Genomic DNA, 17,652 nt, shown 5'->3' with positions numbered 1-17,652 from the left:
CGCCGCACGTCCTTGTGCCCCTCGTCCTACGCTCCGGCGTCGGGGCAGGCAAGAGCAGCTGTGGTGCCAACCCCCCTTTGTGACTACCCCGTTATCGGTTGTCGCAGCTCAGCGAGGGAAAGCGTTCGAATGTGTGGACGTATGTCGGAGTGTGTGGGTCAAACGAGAGAGGCGGTGCCCGCGGGGTCCGTGCGGCCCGCCCGCGCCGCCGCCGAGGCCAGCAGCGCGATATCGGTCGGCCCGTTCCCCAGCTCCCGCACCGGCCGCCGGGCGGGCGGATCGCCCGCCGTGGCCCAGTCGACCAGGGTGACGGTGGGCCGCAGCGTCGCGGTGCGCGGGATGCGGCCGGTGACCCGCCCCACCTGGAACGGGATCAGCTGCCCCGAACCGGTGCGCAGTTCGGCGCGCCCGGCGGGCGAACCCGACAGCGTGACGCGTGCCCAGGCCGTGTCCGGCAGCCGCCCCCCGGGGGTGCCGGTGCCCGGCGCGCCGCCGGAACCGGCCGTGATGAGATGCACGCCGAGCCGATGCCCCTGGCGGGCGATCGACTCCAGCACCCGTATGACGGAGCCGGCGGCCGGCCGCCCCGGCGCGCCGAGCGGCGGCGCCAGCAGCAGGTCCAGATCGTCCACCAGCACCACCAGCCGGGGGAGCGCGGCCTCGCGGCGCGGGTCGTCGGCGGGCGGCCGGGGCGCGACCACACCCGGTGCCGCACCGGACGCCTCCTCGCCCAGCAGCAGGGCGCGCCGCTTCAGCTCGGCGCGCAGATCCTGCGCGAACGCCCGCATCCGTACCGGGTCCGAGGCCGCCAGATGCCCGGCCGCCTGCGGCAGTTCGGCGGCCGGGCGCAGCCCGCCGCCGGTCGCCGACCCCTCGATCAGCAGCAGTGACAGGGCGTCCGGGCCGGCCGAGGCGGCGAGCGACACGGCCAGCGAACACAGCAGTTCGGTACGTCCCGAGGCGGGAGGCCCCGAAATCATCAGCGGCGCGCGGGCGGCGGCCAGATTGGCCTCGACCGGGCCCGTACCGCCCAGGCCGAGCACGAACGGCAACCCGGAGCGGTGCGCCCAGCGCTCGCGCAGGGTGGCCGGGGTGACCCGGGGCAGTGCCAGGACATCGAGCAGCCGGACGCTCTCGGGCAGCGGCTGCGGGGACGGCGCGCCCACGGCGCCGTCCTCCTGCTCGCGCAACGGCGCGAGCGCCCGCGCGAACCGCTCGGCCCACGCCGGGGAGACGGCGTCGGCGGTGATGACCGGTCCCGGCCGCCCGTCCTCGCCGATCAGCCGCAGCGAGGTGGCGACGGCTCCGCTGAGCACTCCGGCGGTGCCGCAGGCCCGGAAGGCGGCGCAGGAGCGCCGGGCGGCGGCGAGGGCCTCGTCCAGGGGAGAGGCGGGCGTGGCCGGCGGGGTCTCGGTGAGCACCAGCAGATGGATGCCGGCGGCCGGCCCCTCCGCCGCGAGCCGCGCGGCGGCCTCGCGGGCGGCGGCGCTGCCGGGGTCGCCGTCGAGCAGCACGACGGTACGCGGGCCCTCGTCCGGCTCCCGGGCCACCTGGGAGAGTTCGCGCAGCCGCGCGGTGATCTGGGCGGGGTCGAAGCCGAGCAGCAGCCGGCAGTTCTCGCCCCGGGCGGGGCGCAGATGCGGCAGCCAGCCGAGCCAGGACCACTCGCGGGCCCTGCCGTCCGCCAGCACGGCGATCCGCAGGGCGGAGGGGGCGTGCAGGGCGGCCAGTTGGGCGAGGACGGTCCGCGCCAGACCGGTCAGCCGCTCGCGCGGCCCGGCCAGCCCGAGCGAACCCGCCCGCGGCAGGCCGATGGTGACCGGCAGCAGCGGCCCGGCGGGGCGCTGGGTGGTGCCAAGACGAACTGTGTACGCCTCGGGGTGCGCGGCGTCGCGCGCCCAGAGCCGGGGGTCGCCCTCCAGCGCGGACAGCAGTATGGCGGCCGGATCCGGCCACCGGGCGTCGGCGGCGGCCGCCTCGGCCCGCGCGGCGGCGGCCTCCTCGGGGTCGGCTCCGCGCCCGGCTCCCCGCCCGACCCGCAGCGCCCAGCCCACGATCCCCTTGCGCTGCCGGACGGCCTGCTGTCCGACGAGCGTGACCTGCCCGTCCGGTCCTTGCTGCCCCTCGTGCGGACGGTGGCCCTCCGGGCCGGAACCGATCCGGGGCCGCTCCTGCGGCGGGGGCGGGGCGGCGATCCGGGTGGTGCGCGGCTGGTCGCCGTCGGCGTCGGGCAGCTCACCTTCCGCGTGAGCGCCGGCGCCTGCCGGGGGGTGCTGGGCGGCACCCGTGGCGGACGGCTCCGCGCCGGCTTCCGCCGCGCTTCCGCGCCGGCCGCCGGTCCGCGGCGGGTTCACCCCCGGGACGTCCATGGTGCCGGGGCGTTCCGCAGGCCCGGACCGTACCCGGTGGGCGGAGGCATGGCGCTCGGCCTCGGCCGCCGCGCCCCCGCCCCGGACCGGAACGTCGGTGCTCGCGCCGGCCGGCGCGAGCGGGTGGCCGGAGGCAGGCCCGCCCTCGGGCCCGGCGGCGGCGTCCCGGCCCGGGGCGCCGTGCGGGCTCGGGCCCCGGGCGGCTCCGGCCGTGACCGGGCCGTCGTGCGCGCGCCCTTCGTCCACACCTGTGTGCTCCCGGCGCGGGGCGGAGGGCCGATCGCCGCCGTTCGACGGGGCGGGCACGCTCCGGGCGGTACATCCGGTGTCCAGCACGTCGCGGGCCTCGTGGCCGCCGGTGGCCCGGTCGTTCCCGCCGGCGGACGAGGACTCGCGGCGCGGGGTGCGCCCGACGTCCGGCGGAGCGCCGGTGTCCCGGCCGGAAGCGGTACCGCCGGTGCGGCCCCGGGGGGCCGGGCGGGTGCTGTCGAAGAGGTCGCGCTCGCGCACGCCGGTGCGGCCGGTGCCGTCCTGATCGCCGGCACCCGGGCCGGGGGCGCTGTCCGTGGTGGTGTCCGTGGTGGTGCCGCACTTCTCCCGCGCGCGGTCGCGGTCGCCCTGCTCCGAGGGGGGCGCGGTGGCGCCGGCCCGCTCCCGGGCGTCGCCCGGGGAGGCGGAGTAGAGGTCGGGCTCGCCGGCGCCCGCGGAGCCCCGGGCCCCGGGGACCGGCGAGGTCGCGGTGCCGGGGCGCTCGTCGTGCCGCCGGGCCACCTCCGGGGCGTGGGGCGGCCGGTCCGCGCCCGTGTGGTGGGCGGTCCGCTCCTCCCGCCACCGGGGTGCCCCGCCCGCGCCGGAGCCCTCGGACGCGTGGCCGTCGCGCTGGGCCGGCATGGTGGCGCCGTCCCGCGAGCCGCTCTCCCGGACGTGGCCGGCCGCCCGTTCCGCCTCCGGGGCGTAGCCGCCGGGCCGGGCCCGGGCGGCGGACGCCGCCGCGTCGTGCCGGGACGTGCCCCCGTCACCGGCCGGTGTCACGCCGTCCGGTCCGGCCTCCCCCACCGGTGTGCCCCCACCGGGCAGCCCGGAGGCGGATCCCCGTGCGGCCCCGACCGCCCGAACCGTCGCCGCGGGGACGACCCGCAGCGTTGATTCGCCGAGCCGCAGCGGTGCGCCCGCCGGGAGCGGGGTGGCCGGGGCGGTAACGGGCCGGCCGTCGATCTGGGTGCCGTTGGTGGAGTCGAGGTCGGTGACCGTCACCGAGCCGTCCGGGCCCAGCGTCAGCGCGCAGTGCAGCCGTGACACATCGGGGTCGCGCAGCGCGACGTCCGCGCCGGAGGACCGCCCGATCCGTACCTCGCCGCCGTTCAGCAGGTGCACCCCGCCCGCGTCGGGCCCGGCCACCACCAGCAGCCTGGCCGCCGGGGCGGGCGGGCGCGGCCCGGTGAGCGGCTGGTGGAAGGAGAGCACCGCGCCCTCCACGAGCGGCGGCTGGCCCAGCAGGGCGAGCTGCGGGTCCAGGCGCTCGTCCTCGCAGTACACCGTGCCCGGCGCACCCGCGCCCGGCACCGCAGCGGCGGCCAGCGAGCCGAGTACGTCGGCGAGCGGGGTGTCGGCGGGAGCGGTGATCTGGACGTCCACCCCGCCGTCGGCGGTGCCCCGTCCCAGAACGGTCAACCTGATCTGGATCGGCATCGGCCCTCCCGCTCGCCCCGCCCGCCCGGTGTCATCTCCGGTCGGTCGTCTGCTCGTTCGCCCGAACGCATCCGTTCGATCGCATCGGATGCTGATGGTGAAAGCATCCTCGCACCCGGCGCTGACACCTGGCCCCGTCAGCCGCAGTTAATGATCTTGATTGCCCGGATCTGACCAGATCTGATCGCTCAGCCGGTCCTCCCGCCGGGAACCAGCTCCCCGCGGCGCGGCATCGTAACCTTCCGAACAGACGGCCGCCCGGGTGCACCGGCGACGGCATTAGAGTGGAGAACTCGGTCTCGTCACCACACGTCCTCACTCGTCATCATCACCACCATCAGCGAAGCATCAGGGAGCACACGTGCGGCCGGTCGGCAGCAAATACTTGCTCGAAGAGCCCCTCGGGCGCGGCGCTACCGGGACCGTGTGGCGGGGGCGCCAGCGGGAGGCCGCCGGGGACGAGGCGGCCGTCACCGGCGCACCGGGCGAGCTGGTCGCGATCAAGGTGCTCAAGGAGGAGCTCGCCCACGACCCCGATGTCGTGATGCGCTTCCTGCGCGAGCGTTCCGTGCTGCTGCGCCTCACCGACGACAACATCGTCCGCACCCGCGACCTCGTCGTCGAGGGCGAGCTGCTCGCCCTCGTCATGGACCTCGTCGAGGGCCCCGACCTGCACCGCTACCTGCGCGACAACGGACCCTTCAGCCCCGTCGGCGCCGCCCTCGTCACCGCCCAGGTCGCCGACGCGCTGGCCGCCGCGCACGCCAAGGGCGTGGTCCACCGCGACCTCAAGCCCGCGAACGTCCTGATGGCCGGCGGCGGACAGGACGGCGCCCCGCTGCGCCCGCTGCTCACCGACTTCGGGATCGCCCGGCTCGCGGACTCACCTGGGGTGACCCGGGCCCACGAGTTCGTCGGCACCCCCTCCTACATCGCCCCCGAGTCCGCCGAGGGCCGCCCGCAGACCTCGGCCGTGGACGTGTACGCGGCCGGCGTCCTGATGTACGAGCTGATCACCGGCCGTCCCCCCTTCGCCGGGGAGAACACCCTTCAGGTCCTCCAGCGCCACCTCAGCGAGCAGCCCGCACGGATCGACGGGCTGCCGGAGCCGCTGTGGACGGTCATCGAACGCTGTCTGCGCAAGAGCCCCGACGAGCGGCCCAGCGCCGTGAGCCTGGGCCGGGCGCTGCGCACCGTGGTGGCCGGGATCGGCGAGCACGCCACCCAGGAGCAGGCGGACGCGGCGTACGGGGTGGCCGCGCTGCTGGCGCCCGACAGCGCGCCGGTGAAGGTGACGGGCCCGGGCGGGCCCGATGCCCAGCCGACACAGGCGCTCTCCGGGGGGTCCTACGATCCCGGCGCCGCCACCAGCGTGCTGCCCTCCGCCGGTGGGGCCGGCGGTGCGGGAGCCGGTGCCGGTGCGGGTGCGGACGGTGGCCTGGACGGCACCCGGGTGATGCCCGCCCAGCAGGGCCCCGACGAGCCGCAGGCACCGCCGCCGTGGGCGGACCAGATGCGCGCCGCCCGGGACCGCAACGAGCAGACCCAGTTCCAGCAGCTCGACCCCGAGCAGGACCCCCTCTACCGCGCGCCGCAGCGACAGCCGCAGCGCCGCCAGCCCCCGCAGCCCCAGCCGCAGCCTCAGCGCCGTCCGCAGCGGCGTAGCTCGGCGGCGGCCGGGCACTTCGGGTACGCGGACGAGCAGCGCTATCAGCAGCAGCCGCAGCCCCAGGCGCAGCCGTACCAGCAGCCCCCGCAGCGGTACCAGGAGCCCCCGCGCCGCCGCGAGCCGGAGCGCGACCGCGAGCCGCGCGGCCGTTCGCGCAGCGCCAATCCCATGCGGATCCCCGGGCTCGGCTGCCTCAAGGGCTGCCTGTTCATGGTGGTGATCATGGCCGTGATCGCGTTCCTGCTGTGGAACTTCACGCCGCTTCCGGAGTGGGTGGCCGAGGGCCAGAGCTTCTGGGAAGCGACCAAGGACTGGTTCAACACCGTCGGGGAATGGCTCGGTCTGGTGGAGAAGGCGCAGGACGTGACCTCCGGCTCCTGACACGTCGGTGACCTGGGGGATTTGTCGACTTCTGGAGATGGATTCCGGCCGCCGCTTGCCCACAAAGCGGGGCAAGGCGGGCGGCCGGGGCCGCCGATGGCCGGATCGCCGTCGTAGCCTCACGCCATGGCACGGAACATCGGCAGCCAGTACACGACCCACCGCGTCCTGGGACGCGGAAGTGCCGGAACGGTGTGGCTCGGGGAAGGGCCGCAGGGCCCTGTCGCCATCAAGCTGCTGCGCGAGGACCTCGCCACCGACCCGGAACTGGCGGAGCGCTTCGCCCACGAGCGGCACGCCCTGCTCGGCCTGGAGCACCCGCACATCGTCGGCGTGCGTGACCTGGTGATAGGGGGCGAGGACGGCCAGGACCTCGCCCTGGTGATGGACCTGGTGCGCGGCCCCGACCTGCGCACCCACCTGGAACGGGAACGGCGGCTCGCCCCGCACGAGGCGGTGGCCATCACCGCCCAGATCGCCGCAGGCCTGTCCGTCGCGCACGCGGCGGGCATCGTGCACCGCGACATCAAGCCGGAGAACATCCTGCTGGAGCCGGCCGCCGACGGCACCGGCACACCGCCGACCGCCCTGTTGACCGACTTCGGCGTCGCCAAGCTGATCGACGAACCCCGGCACGGCGGCAAGGGCGGGGTGGTCGGCACCCCCGACTACGTCGCCCCCGAGATCGTCGAGGGCCTGCCGCCGCGCGCGGCCGTGGATATCTACGCCCTGGTGACGGTGCTGTACGAGCTGCTGGCCGGCTTCACTCCGTTCGGCGGCGGGCACACCGGGGCCGTACTGCGCCGCCAGGTGACGGAGACGGCCGCCCGGCTGCCCGGGGTGCCGGACCCGCTGTGGGAAGTGCTGCAGCAGTGCCTGGCGAAGGCCCCGGCCTCGCGGCTGCGTGCCGCGGAGCTGGCCTCCCGGCTGCGCGAGATCCTGCCGTCGCTGGAAGGACTGCCGCCGCTGGACATCGGCGACCCGGACGGGGCGGACGAGCCCCAGGAGCCGGCGGACCCGCCGCGGCCGGCGCCGGGGCCGCTGCCGGCCGCCGTACCGCTGGTGCGGGCCGACATCCCCGACGACGAGCGGGCCACGCACACCCGGATGCGGGTGCCGGACGCCGAGGAACTGGCCGGCGGCGCGCACGGCACGGCGCGCACGCCCCGCGCCCCTGGCCAGGCCCGCGCCGGCTCGGCCCGCCACGCGGCGGCGGCCCGCCGCAAGCGCCGGCTGGCGATCACGGTGGCGGCGGGCGTCCTGGCCGTGGTGGCGGTCGGCGGCTGGCTGCTGACCGGGGGCGGCGACGACGACAGCAACTCCCACCGGCCCCCGCACACCACCACCGGCGAACCCGCCCTCGCCCCCTGATACCCGGCGGGCCACCGGACACGGACCGCACCGTGGCGCCGTCCGGCCTCGCCTCGTGCGGGGTACGGGGCGGGCACGACGGACCGCCGCGGCGGGGACGGGCGTCGTGGGGACACCGGTCCCCTCCGAGCACGCGGCCACCCGGCCCCGGGCTCGGTCGCACCGCCGGGAGACGGCCCTGCGCCCGGCTCCGGCCGGGCCCCGCAGGGCCCTGCGCCCGCCCGGAGGGCGACTGGCGGCGGGGTGGGATGCGGCAGCCGTTACGCTGGTGTATGTGGCAGCCGTCGATGTATCCGAAGCTCTGAAGTCTCTCGCCTCCACCATGGAGTCGATCGAGGCCGTCCTCGACCTTGACCAGTTGAGGGCCGATGTGGCCGCGCTGGAGGAGCAGGCGGCGGCGCCCTCGCTGTGGGACGACCCCGAGCACGCCCAGCAGGTCACCAGCAAGCTGGCCCTGCTCCAGGGCCAGGTGCGCAAGACCGATGAACTGCACAGCCGGATCGACGACCTCGAAGTGCTCTTCGAGCTGGCCGAGGCCGAGGACGACGCCGACACGCGGCGCGAGGCCGAGGCGGAACTGGCGGCCGTCCAGAAGGCCGTGGACGAGTTGGAGGTCCGCACCCTGCTGTCCGGCGAGTACGACGGCCGCGAGGCGATGATCAGCGTCCGCGCCGAGGCCGGCGGGGTCGACGCGGCGGACTTCGCCGAGCAGCTCCAGCGGATGTACCTGCGCTGGGCCGAGCGCAAGGGCTACCCGACCGAGGTGCTGGACACCTCGTACGCGGAAGAGGCCGGCATCAAGTCGACCACCTTCACCGTGAAGGCCCCGTACGCGTACGGCACGCTCTCCGTCGAGCAGGGCACCCACCGCATGGTGCGGATCTCGCCGTTCGACAACCAGGGCCGGCGCCAGACCTCCTTCGCGGGTGTCGAGGTGCTGCCCGTGGTGGAGCAGACCGACCACATCGACATCCCGGAGAACGAGATCCGGGTCGACGTGTTCCGCTCCTCGGGCCCCGGCGGGCAGTCCGTCAACACGACCGACTCCGCGGTCCGGCTGACCCACCTGCCGACCGGCATCGTCGTCTCCTGTCAGAACGAGAAGTCCCAGATCCAGAACCGCGCGGCCGCGATGCGCGTCCTTCAGTCGAGACTGCTGGCGCACCAACGCGCCGAGGAGCAGGCCAAGATGGACGCGCTCAAGGGCGACGGAGGCAATTCCTGGGGCAACCAGATGCGCAGCTACGTGCTTCAGCCGTACCAGATGGTGAAGGATCTGCGGACGGATCACGAGGTCGGCAACCCGCAGGGAGTTCTCGATGGTGACATCGACGACTTCCTCGAAGCGGGAATCCGGTGGCGCAAACAGCAGGAGAAGTAACCTTCACCCAATTCTCACGCCAGGCAGGGTATTTAACGGACATCCCGCTTGACGCTCGCATGACGAGCGGGAAAGCTGTTCGCGGCATGCCTGTGTTCTGGGGTGCGTGTTGCAGCGGGGTGCGTACCGGCACGAGCCGCGGGTGCCCTCGCCGCACCGCCGCAGCCCTTGAGTGAGGCTGCGACCCCACGACAAGACATTGTCGAGACTCAATAACTACAGGGGGTAGTGGATTTATGGCCAGTTCCAAGACGCGCGCCAACGTCGCGCGGGTGGCCGCGGCTGCGATCTTCGCGGCCGGTGCTTCGCTCGCCGTGGTCGGCACCGCCAACGCGACCACCGCGAACAAGTCCGGTGAGGTTTCGGCGAACGACAACGGTGGTGTGATCGAGGGCGTCCTTGAAGGCGTTCTCGGTGGCGATGACAGCACTGGTGGTGACGACAGCACTGGTGGCGATGACAGCACTGGTGGCGATGACAGCACTGGTGGCGATGACAGCACTGGTGGCGACGACAGCACTGGTGGTGACGACAGCACTGGTGGTGACGACAGCACCGGTGGTGACGACAGCACTGGTGGTGACGACAGCACCGGTGGCTCCGACAACGGTGGCTCCGACAATGGTGGCTCCGGCAACGGTGGCTCCGACAATGGTGGCTCCGGCAACGGTGGCTCCGGCAACGGTGGCTCCGGCAACGGTGGCCCCGGCCCCGGTGTGAACGAGGGCGCCACCGGCAACGACCCGGAGCCCGACACCCAGGGCGGCAGCAGCCCGATCGAGCAGAACCCGCCGGCCGAGGACATCACCGAGACCGTGCCGGACGCCACCACCCCCGCCGGGGAGACCCCGAACGGGGAGCGTGGCGAGCTGGCCGAGACCGGTGCCTCCGGTGGCGAGGCGCTGCTGATCATCGGTGCCGCGACCATGATCGCCGGTGGGGTGGCCTTCCGCTACCTGCCGCGTCTGGTGAACAAGGGTGCTGCCGCCGCCTGACGACGGCCCGCACCTCACACGTCACTCGCGTAACGCCTACGGGCCCGGAGCGATCCACTCGCTCCGGGCCCGTACGGCTGTCCCGGCTGTCTCCGCGGTCCGCCTCAGGCGGGTCTGGCCACCAACAGGGCCACGGCCACCAGCGCCAGCAGCGCCGCCATCAGCAGCGCCCCCGGGCCGCCCAGCGGCCCCCACGCCCCCCGCTCCTCACGCATCCGGGCCCTGCGGTCCCGGCACACGGCGCACCGGCCCTCGCTCACGCGCCCGGCGCAGTTCGCGCACACCAGCCAGTCTGCGGCGGTCATGGCGATCGTCTCCTCTCATGTCCCCCTCCTTACCTACTGTGCCAGGCTTTGGCCGTAACCGCAGACGCCAGATCAGGGCAAAGCGGGTGGTAGCGGTCGCTGTCTGCGCACCATGCGCCGCGTCGCGTAAGGTCTGTGCCCAGCGAGGGGGGAGCCTCCCCCAGCCATCGGCCGGGAGATACCGCCAGGGGCTTCCGCCGCATGTACCCAGCCTTGACGTGGTGTAACCGTGATCCGATTCGACAATGTCTCCAAGACGTACCCCCGGCAGACCGCGCCGGCACTGCGCGATGTCTCCCTGGAGGTCGAGCGTGGTGAGTTCGTCTTTCTGGTGGGCTCCTCCGGCTCCGGCAAGTCCACCTTCCTGCGCCTGCTGCTGCGCGAGGAGCGCTGCAGCACCGGCACCGTGCACGTCCTGGGCAAGGACCTCGGCCGGCTGTCCAACTGGAAGGTGCCGCAGGTGCGCCGCCAACTGGGCACCGTCTTCCAGGACTTCCGCCTCCTGCCGAACAAGACGGTCGGCGAGAACGTCGCCTTCGCCATGGAGGTGATCGGCGAGGCGCGCGGCAAGATCCGCAAGACCGTGCCCGAGGTCCTCGATCTGGTGGGCCTGGGCGGCAAGGAGGAGCGGATGCCGGGCGAGTTGTCCGGTGGTGAGCAGCAGCGGGTGGCGATCGCCCGCGCGTTCGTCAACCGCCCCATGCTGCTCATCGCCGACGAGCCCACGGGCAACCTCGACCCCGATACCTCCGTGGGCATCATGAAGCTGCTCGACCGCATCAACCGCACCGGCACCACCGTGGTCATGGCGACGCACGACGCGCAGATCGTGGACCAGATGCGCAAGCGGGTGATCGAGCTGGAGAAGGGCCGACTCGTGCGTGACCAGACGCGCGGCGTGTACGGCTACCAGAACTGACCTCCGGCGCTTCACGCACTCACCCCCGCACTGAAAGGACGCCATGCGCGCCCACTTCGTCCTGTCGGAGATCGGAGTCGGTCTCCGCCGCAATCTCACGATGACCTTCGCGGTCATCGTCTCCGTCGCCCTCTCGCTGGCGCTGCTGGGCGGCTCCCTGCTGGCGAACCAGCAGGTCAACAGCATGAAGGACTTCTGGTACGACAAGGTCCAGGTCTCGATCTTCCTCTGCAACGAGAACGACGCCGACAACGCTCCGCAGTGTGCGCGCGGCGCCGTGACCGAGGATCAGAAGGAGGAGATCCTCGGCGAGCTGGAGGCCATGCAGCTGGTCGACGAGGTGTACGAGGAGTCCGCGAGCGAGGCGTACGACCGCTACCAGGAGCAGCAGCAGGGCCAGCCGATCGCCGCCGTGGTGACGCCCGACCAGATGCAGGAGTCCTTCCGGGTCAAGCTGGTGGACCCCGAGCGGTACGACGTGGTCGCGACGGCGTTCGCCGGGCGCGACGGCGTCTACTCGGTGGAGGATCAGCGGGCGCAGCTGGAGAACCTGTTCGCGCTGCTGAACGGTGTCAACTACGCCGCCCTGGGCCTGATGGCGCTGATGCTGGTGGTGGCGCTGCTGCTGATCGTCAACACGGTGCGGGTGTCGGCGTTCAGCCGCCGCCGGGAGACCGGGATCATGCGGCTGGTGGGCGCGTCCAGCTTCTACATCCAGATGCCGTTCATCCTGGAGGCGGCGATCGCGGGGCTGCTGGGCGGCCTGTTCGCCTGTGTGCTGCTGATCGGGGTCAAGTACTTCGCGATCAACAACTTCCTGGCCCAGGAGATCCCGCTGATCAACTTCATCGGCTGGGACGCGGTGATCTCGGTGCTGCCGTTCGTGCTGGCGGTGGGTGCGCTCATGCCGTCGGTGGCGGCGTTCTTCGCGCTGCGCAAGTACTTGAAGGTGTGACGCGGGTGTGATGAATCACGCCACGCACCTCCGAAAGGCCCTCCGCGCGCCCCGGTCCGGTGACCTACACTCCCGTCCATGTCAGGTCCGACTGATCGGCTGACGCCCCGGTCTGTCCGGCGTGGGGCGGCTTTGGCCTGTGTGTTCGCCGGTGTGCTCATGTCGGGGGCCGCGACCGGCTCCTGGATCGAGGAGCCGGAGGGCGAGGGCGCCGACAGCGTCCCCGTGGCGGCCGGCGACGACGCGCCACGGGACGCGGGTGACGCCGCCCGGCTCGTCAGCCGCAGCGGTGACCGCTGGGCGGCGGCGTACTCGCCGCAGGAGTACGAGCGGCTGCGGCTGTCCCTGGAGGGCGAGTACGTGGGCACCGGGATAGCGGTCAGCCGCACGGCGGACGGCCGGATCGTGGTCAACGAGGTGCACGCGGACAGCCCGGCCGAGCGGGCCGGGATCCTGCCGGGCGACGAGATCGTCACCATCGACGGGGCCGGACTGGACGGCGGCGCGGTCACCGACGCGGTCGGGCGGCTGCGCGGCAGCGACCAGCCGGCGGCGGCCGGGCCCGGCTCCACCGTGCTGCTGGGCCTGGTGCGGGCCGGGGAGCGCTGGGAGGCCGAGGTGGCCAGGGCCCGGCTCACGGCCGAGACGGTGTCGGTGACCCGCGAGGTGCCCGGGGTGACCCGGATCCATGTCTCCTCCTTCACCCGGGGTTCGGCCGGTCAGCTGCGCGAGGCGGTGGGCGGCGTCCCGGCCGGGGACGCGGTGCTGCTGGACCTGCGCGGCAACGGCGGCGGGCTGCTGACGGAGGCGGCGCAGGCGGCCTCGGTGTTCCTGGACGGCGGCCTGGTGGCGACGTACGACGTGCACGGTGACCAGCGGGCGCTGCACGCGGAGCCGGGCGGGGACACCCGGACGCCGCTGGTGGTCCTGGTGGACGGCGGCACGATGAGCTCGGCGGAGCTGCTGGCGGCGGCGTTGCAGGACCGCAACCGTGCGGTGCTGGTGGGCTCGCGCACGTTCGGCAAGGGCACGGTGCAGATGCCGAGCGAGCAGCCGGACGGGTCGGTGGCCGAGCTGACCGTGGGGTATTACGCGACGCCCTCGGGGCGGACGGTGGACGAGGAGCGGCCGGTCGAGCCGGATCTGCCGGTGGACGCGGGTGAGGACGCCGAGGAGAAGGCGCGCACGGTGCTCGACGGGCTGGCCGCCGGGCCCGGCTGAGGGCGCGGTCCGCGGTGCCCGGGCGGCCCGGCGGGTGGCCGTTAAACGGGCGGCGGCGCGGCGGCGTGGCGCCGTAGACTGATCACGTCATGGCTAAGAAGAAGAAAGAGACGGCGATCGGGTCGGGGCGCAAGCTCATCGCGCAGAACAAGAAGGCGCGGCACGACTACGAGATCCTGGACACGTACGAGTGCGGCCTGGTGCTCACGGGCACCGAGGTGAAATCGCTGCGCCAGGGCCGGGCCTCGCTGGTGGACGGCTTCGGGCAGCTCGACGGGGGTGAGGTCTGGCTGCACAATGTGCACATTCCGGAATACGCGCAGGGCACCTGGACCAATCATGCCGCGCGCCGCAAGCGGAAGCTGCTGCTGCACCGCGCGGAGATCGACAAGCTGGTCGGCAAGGTGCAGGAGTCGGGTCTGACGCTGGTGCCGCTGGCGCTGTACTTCACGAACGGCAAGGTGAAGGTCGAGCTGGCCGTCGCGCGCGGCAAGCGGGAGTACGACAAGCGGCAGACGCTGCGGGAGAAGCAGGACACCCGGGAGGCGGAGCGCGCGATGTCGGCGGCCCGCCGCCGGCAGCGCGCCTGAGCGGCACGGAAAAAGCCCGGGCGTCGCGGCACCGGGTGGCGTACACTGGTGCACAGCGGGTCCCACGGGGCCCGGCTGTTTGTTAACTCAACATGGGGATGATCGGTTTCGACAGTGGTTGTCGAAGCAGGGGAAGCGAGCCGAGGAAGCGGCAATGATCTCGTAAACCATATGTCGCAAAAAAATAATCGCCAATACCAAGCGCGATTCCTTCGCCCTCGCTGCATAAGTAGCGACTGGTGAGGTGCCAGCCCGGGCCTGTTCCCGTCCCGGTTCCTGGTATCAGCTAGGGGACTTCACCGTTAGCCTCGGTCACGGAGGCTTGCGGGACATTTAACAGTGACTGAGCCCGTCGGAGACTTGTCCGCGTGATCTCCGGGGCCGAGAAAATCGCAGCGGACTGCGCTCGGAGAAGCCCTCTTTCCACGTCACTGGACGCGGGTTCGATTCCCGCCATCTCCACTGTTTCACCGTCAGGCCCCGGCCCGCGTTCGCGCGGGCCGGGGCCTGCGTTTGTTCGAACCCCGGGGTGACTGTCCGTGGGGCCCGGTAGGGTCACCGGCATGGCAGACAGTGCACCGGGGTGGGGTCCTCAGGGCCGGCCAGAGCCCGAGACGACCGGCGGAAACCGAACGAAGTGGATCATAGGGGGCGCGGTGGCCGTCACCGTGCTGGCGATCGGCGCCGTCCTGCTGCTGCGCGACGGCGACGAGGACCCGGCGAGCGCCGCGCGGGCGGAGAGCCAGAAGTTCCTGGACGCCTGGGCGGAGGGCGACCTGGAAGGCGCCGCCGCGCGCACGGACGACGCGGAGGCCGCGGGTTCGCTCCTGGAGTCGGTCCAGCGCAACCTCGGCGCCGAGGAGACCGCGCTCACCATCAGCGGGGAGCCGGTGCGCGCCGAGGCCGGCGAGGGAGTGCCCGAGGCCGCGTACACGGTGCCCTTCACCGCCTCCTTCACCCTGCCCGGGGTGGGGGAGTGGTCCTACGAGTCCTCCCTGTACGCCGCGCCCGACGGGGCCGAGGAGGACGCCTGGCACGTGCACTGGGAGTCACCGCTGGTCCACCCCGAGCTGTCCGAGGGCCAGACCCTGGTGCTGAGCACCGACCAGTCGGAGCGCGCTCCCATCCTCGCCGCGGACGGCAGCCAGCTGGCCGGTCCCTCCGTCGTGTGGGACCTGAGCGTCTGGCCCGCCCGGCTGAGCGACCCCGATGCGGCCTACGAGGCGCTGGACGGACTGGAGGTGGGTCTGGACACCGAGGCGCTGGCCGACCGGGTGGAGGCGTCCGACCCCGACCAGGCCGTGTCCGTGGTGAGCCTGCGCGACGAGGTCTTCCGCGAGCACGAGGACGCGCTGCGCGCGGTGGAGGGCCTCCAGTTCGCGGAGGACAGCCGCCCGCTGGCGCATCTGGCGCGCACCGTGGTCGGCGGCCTTGACCCCGCGACCGGCGCCGGGTCCTCCGGGCTGCAGGGCCGGTACGAGGAGCAACTGGCCGGCACCCCGAGCGCCGCCGTCGTCATCGCCGACCGTGAGTCGGGGGACGCGGTGGAGGTGCTCTACGAGCAGGAGGGCGGCGAGCCCGGCACCCCCGTGCAGACCACCATCGACGCCGATGTGCAGCGTGCCGCGGAGGCCGCGCTGGAGGGTACGGACCAGGCCGGCTCGATCGTGGCGGTGCGGCCCTCCACCGGGGAGGTGCTGGCGGCGGCCGACTCCCCGCTGGACGGCGGGGACCGCTCGCTCAGCGGGCAGCTCGCGCCGGGGTCCACCTTCAAGGTGATCACCACCGCGGCGCTGCTGGAGGGCGGCACCGCGCCCGGCGAGGCGATCGGCTGCCCGAAGTACGAGACCGTGGAGGGCTACCGCTTCCAGAACCAGAACGAGTTCGAACTGGGCCCGGCCACCACGCTGCACGAGGCGTTCACCGCCTCCTGCAACACCGCCTACATAGCCAACCGGGACCGCTTCGAGCCGGACACGCTGCGGCTGACCGCCGAGGCGTTCGGCATCGGCGTCGCATGGGACCTGGGCGCCGGTTCGTTCGACGGCAGCGTGCCGGACGCCGAGGGCGCCAACGACCTGTCGGCCTCGCTGATCGGGCAGGCCCGCGTGCAGGCCAGCCCGCTGGTGATGGCCTCGGTGGCGGCCACCGTCGCCGAGGGCGCCTTCCACCAGCCGGTGCTGGTGCCCGACGCGGTCGCCGAGCCCACGCCCGCGCCGTCCGAGCTGAGCGCCGACACCTACGCGGCGCTGCGCTCGATGATGCGGGACACCGTCACCGACGGCACCGCCACCGTGCTGGGCTCCGTGCCCGGCACGCCGCACGCCAAGACCGGAACGGCCGAGTTCGACACCGGCGACGGTGAACTGTCCACCAACGCCTGGCTGATCGGCTACCTCGGCGACGCGGACCTGGCCTTCGCCGTGCTGCTGCTGGACGGCGGCTCGGGCGGCGCCACGGCGGGCCCGGTCGCGGTGGACTTCCTCACCGGCTTCCAGGAGTAGAACGCGAGCCAGGCGACCGCCGCCGCCAGCGCGGCGGCGGTCAGCGGAGTGGCGTAGCCGGCGGCGCCGGGCGGCAGATGTTCGGCCGCCCAGCCGCCGGCCGCCGCGCCCGCGGCGATGCCGGACAGCAGGGCCGTCACCGCCAGGGACATGCCCTCGTTGAGCCGGGGCGCCGGGGTCAGCTCCTGGAGCAGCGTCATCCCGGTGACCATGGTCGGCGCCGTCGCCATCCCGGCGATCAGCAGCACCGGCACCAGCGGCGGCAGCGCGCCGGTGCCCGCCGCCACCAGCAGCGGCAGCGCCATCAGCACGGCCATGAGTGTCACCCAGCGCACCAGCCGGCGCCGTACCGGGGTGGTCCCGGGGGCCAGCAGCCCGAACGCGAGCCCGGCCGCCCCCGAACCCAGCGCCTGCGCCGCCAGCACCGCGCCCGCCCACGCCTTCAGCCCCAGACCGTCCGCGTACGCGATCGTCACCACCTCCAGCGAGCCGAACACGGCGCCGGTGCACAGGAAGGTGGCCAGCAGCGGCGGTATCCCGGGCAGCAGCAGCGGGGCCGGCCCGGTGCGGGCCCGCCCCGGGCCACGGGGGGCGACCGGCGGCTCGGTGCGGCGCTGGGCCGCGAACAGCACACCGCCGGTGATCAGCAGCGTGACCGCGGTGAGAGTGCCGGCCGCCGGGAACAGCGCGGTGCACAGCCCGGCGGCGATCAGCGGGCCGAGCAGGAAGCACAGTTCGTCCATGGCCTGTTCGAAGGAGTTGGCGGTGTGCCGGGCGGCGGGATCGTCCCGGTACAGGTGCGCCCAGCGGGCCCGCGACATGCCACCGGTGTTGGGGGTGGCCGCCATGAGCGGGACGCAGCAGAACCAGGCCCACAACGGGGCGCCGCCGGTGACGCACCCCAGCAGCCCCAGATGTCCGGTGCCGGTCAGCAGCACGGCCGGGACGGTGATCCTGGCCTGCCCGTACCGGTCCACGAGCCGGGCCAGCAGCGGGCCGCCGACGGCGGAGGCGGCGAGTGTCGCGGCCACGACCGCGCCGGCCAGCGCGTACGAGCCGTGCAGCCCGGTGATCAGCAGCACGGCGGAGATGCTGAACATGCCCATCGGCAGCCGGGCCAGCAGATTGGGCAGCGTGAAGGCGAGCGCGCCCGGTGCGTCGAACAGCCGGGCGTACGGGCCGCGCGGGCGCCGGGGTCGGCGGCAGCGGCGGTGACGGTCGGGGGAGAGGGGAACGTGGACGAGGGTGTGGCCGGTGAGGGCGAACTGCATGGGGATCACCTTCGGACCGGGCCGTGCGGGGC

12 protein-coding genes and 1 other RNA gene are annotated in these 17,652 nt (G+C 73.7%); 10 read left to right on the top strand and 3 right to left on the bottom strand.

Features of this window, described 5'->3' with window-relative positions; all coding sequences use genetic code 11:
• Positions 1 to 158: 158 nt before the first annotated feature.
• Positions 159 to 4,058 (bottom strand): FHA domain-containing protein, encoded by a 3,900-nt coding sequence (locus SXIM_RS28525; RefSeq protein WP_053116139.1) that lies wholly within the window; start codon positions 4,056 to 4,058, stop codon positions 159 to 161.
• A gap of 361 nt (positions 4,059 to 4,419) precedes the next feature.
• On the opposite strand from SXIM_RS28525, the gene SXIM_RS08650 reads away from it, so the two are divergent.
• The 4 genes from SXIM_RS08650 (at position 4,420) to SXIM_RS27315 (ending at position 9,855) form a co-directional block, all read left to right on the top strand.
• The gene (locus SXIM_RS08650; protein WP_043176713.1) at positions 4,420 to 6,108 is read left to right on the top strand and encodes a serine/threonine-protein kinase; all 1,689 of its coding nucleotides are present in this window, start codon (positions 4,420 to 4,422) and stop codon (positions 6,106 to 6,108) included.
• 126 nt (positions 6,109 to 6,234) lie between these two features.
• On the top strand, positions 6,235 to 7,479 hold the full coding sequence (locus SXIM_RS08645; protein WP_030725104.1) for a serine/threonine-protein kinase: 1,245 nt from the start codon (positions 6,235 to 6,237) through the stop codon (positions 7,477 to 7,479).
• 274 nt (positions 7,480 to 7,753) lie between these two features.
• Positions 7,754 to 8,860 (top strand): peptide chain release factor 2, encoded by a 1,107-nt coding sequence (gene prfB / locus SXIM_RS08640; protein ID WP_052385016.1) that lies wholly within the window; start codon positions 7,754 to 7,756, stop codon positions 8,858 to 8,860.
• Between the two features lie 236 nt (positions 8,861 to 9,096).
• On the top strand, positions 9,097 to 9,855 hold the full coding sequence (locus tag SXIM_RS27315; protein WP_046723523.1) for a hypothetical protein: 759 nt from the start codon (positions 9,097 to 9,099) through the stop codon (positions 9,853 to 9,855).
• A gap of 104 nt (positions 9,856 to 9,959) precedes the next feature.
• Here SXIM_RS27315 and SXIM_RS08625 read toward each other — a convergent pair whose 3' ends face one another.
• Positions 9,960 to 10,160: a hypothetical protein gene (locus tag SXIM_RS08625; RefSeq protein WP_046723521.1), complete on the bottom strand. Its 201-nt coding sequence runs from the start codon at positions 10,158 to 10,160 to the stop codon at positions 9,960 to 9,962.
• 229 nt (positions 10,161 to 10,389) lie between these two features.
• Between SXIM_RS08625 and ftsE the strand changes: the two genes are divergently transcribed.
• From ftsE to SXIM_RS08595, 6 genes are all read left to right on the top strand, one after another.
• Positions 10,390 to 11,079 carry a cell division ATP-binding protein FtsE gene (gene ftsE, locus SXIM_RS08620; RefSeq protein ID WP_030725116.1) on the top strand — a complete coding sequence of 230 codons (690 nt, stop codon included), beginning with the start codon at positions 10,390 to 10,392 and terminating at the stop codon, positions 11,077 to 11,079.
• Positions 11,080 to 11,122: 43 nt separating this feature from the next.
• Positions 11,123 to 12,034: a permease-like cell division protein FtsX gene (gene ftsX / locus SXIM_RS08615; protein ID WP_030725119.1), complete on the top strand. Its 912-nt coding sequence runs from the start codon at positions 11,123 to 11,125 to the stop codon at positions 12,032 to 12,034.
• 78 nt (positions 12,035 to 12,112) lie between these two features.
• Complete coding sequence (locus tag SXIM_RS08610) at positions 12,113 to 13,255, top strand: S41 family peptidase (protein ID WP_078635012.1); 1,143 nt, start codon at positions 12,113 to 12,115, stop codon at positions 13,253 to 13,255.
• 89 nt (positions 13,256 to 13,344) lie between these two features.
• Entirely contained in the window at positions 13,345 to 13,845 is a 501-nt protein-coding gene (smpB, locus tag SXIM_RS08605; RefSeq protein WP_030725125.1) for an SsrA-binding protein SmpB, read from the top strand.
• Positions 13,846 to 13,939: 94 nt separating this feature from the next.
• Positions 13,940 to 14,310, top strand: a transfer-messenger RNA (tmRNA) gene (gene ssrA / locus SXIM_RS08600).
• A gap of 191 nt (positions 14,311 to 14,501) precedes the next feature.
• Positions 14,502 to 16,349 carry a penicillin-binding transpeptidase domain-containing protein gene (locus SXIM_RS08595; protein WP_078846873.1) on the top strand — a complete coding sequence of 616 codons (1,848 nt, stop codon included), beginning with the start codon at positions 14,502 to 14,504 and terminating at the stop codon, positions 16,347 to 16,349.
• Here the strand turns inward: SXIM_RS08595 and SXIM_RS08590 are convergent.
• A complete protein-coding gene (locus SXIM_RS08590; protein ID WP_046723519.1) occupies positions 16,238 to 17,620 on the bottom strand; it encodes an MFS transporter in 1,383 nt (460 codons plus the stop codon). The two genes, SXIM_RS08595 and SXIM_RS08590, sit on opposite strands and share 112 nt — an antisense overlap.
• Positions 17,621 to 17,652: the final 32 nt, after the last annotated feature.

Origin of the sequence: Streptomyces xiamenensis (genome assembly GCF_000993785.3) — a bacterium.
Lineage (GTDB): Bacteria > Actinomycetota > Actinomycetes > Streptomycetales > Streptomycetaceae > Streptomyces > Streptomyces xiamenensis.
This window is presented reverse-complemented; position numbering and strand designations above follow the sequence as displayed.

Excerpts from the sequence above, each read along its gene's own strand:
- SXIM_RS28525 (WP_053116139.1), bottom strand. The coding sequence starts at position 4,058 with ATGCCGATCCAGATCAGGTTGACCGTTCTGGGACGGGGCACCGCCGAC.
- SXIM_RS08645 (WP_030725104.1), top strand. The coding sequence starts at position 6,235 with ATGGCACGGAACATCGGCAGCCAGTACACGACCCACCGCGTCCTGGGA.
- SXIM_RS27315 (WP_046723523.1), top strand. The coding sequence starts at position 9,097 with ATGGCCAGTTCCAAGACGCGCGCCAACGTCGCGCGGGTGGCCGCGGCT.
- SXIM_RS08625 (WP_046723521.1), bottom strand. The coding sequence starts at position 10,160 with ATGACCGCCGCAGACTGGCTGGTGTGCGCGAACTGCGCCGGGCGCGTG.
- ftsX (WP_030725119.1), top strand. The coding sequence starts at position 11,123 with ATGCGCGCCCACTTCGTCCTGTCGGAGATCGGAGTCGGTCTCCGCCGC.
- SXIM_RS08610 (WP_078635012.1), top strand. The coding sequence starts at position 12,113 with ATGTCAGGTCCGACTGATCGGCTGACGCCCCGGTCTGTCCGGCGTGGG.
- smpB (WP_030725125.1), top strand. The coding sequence starts at position 13,345 with ATGGCTAAGAAGAAGAAAGAGACGGCGATCGGGTCGGGGCGCAAGCTC.
- SXIM_RS08590 (WP_046723519.1), bottom strand. The coding sequence starts at position 17,620 with ATGCAGTTCGCCCTCACCGGCCACACCCTCGTCCACGTTCCCCTCTCC.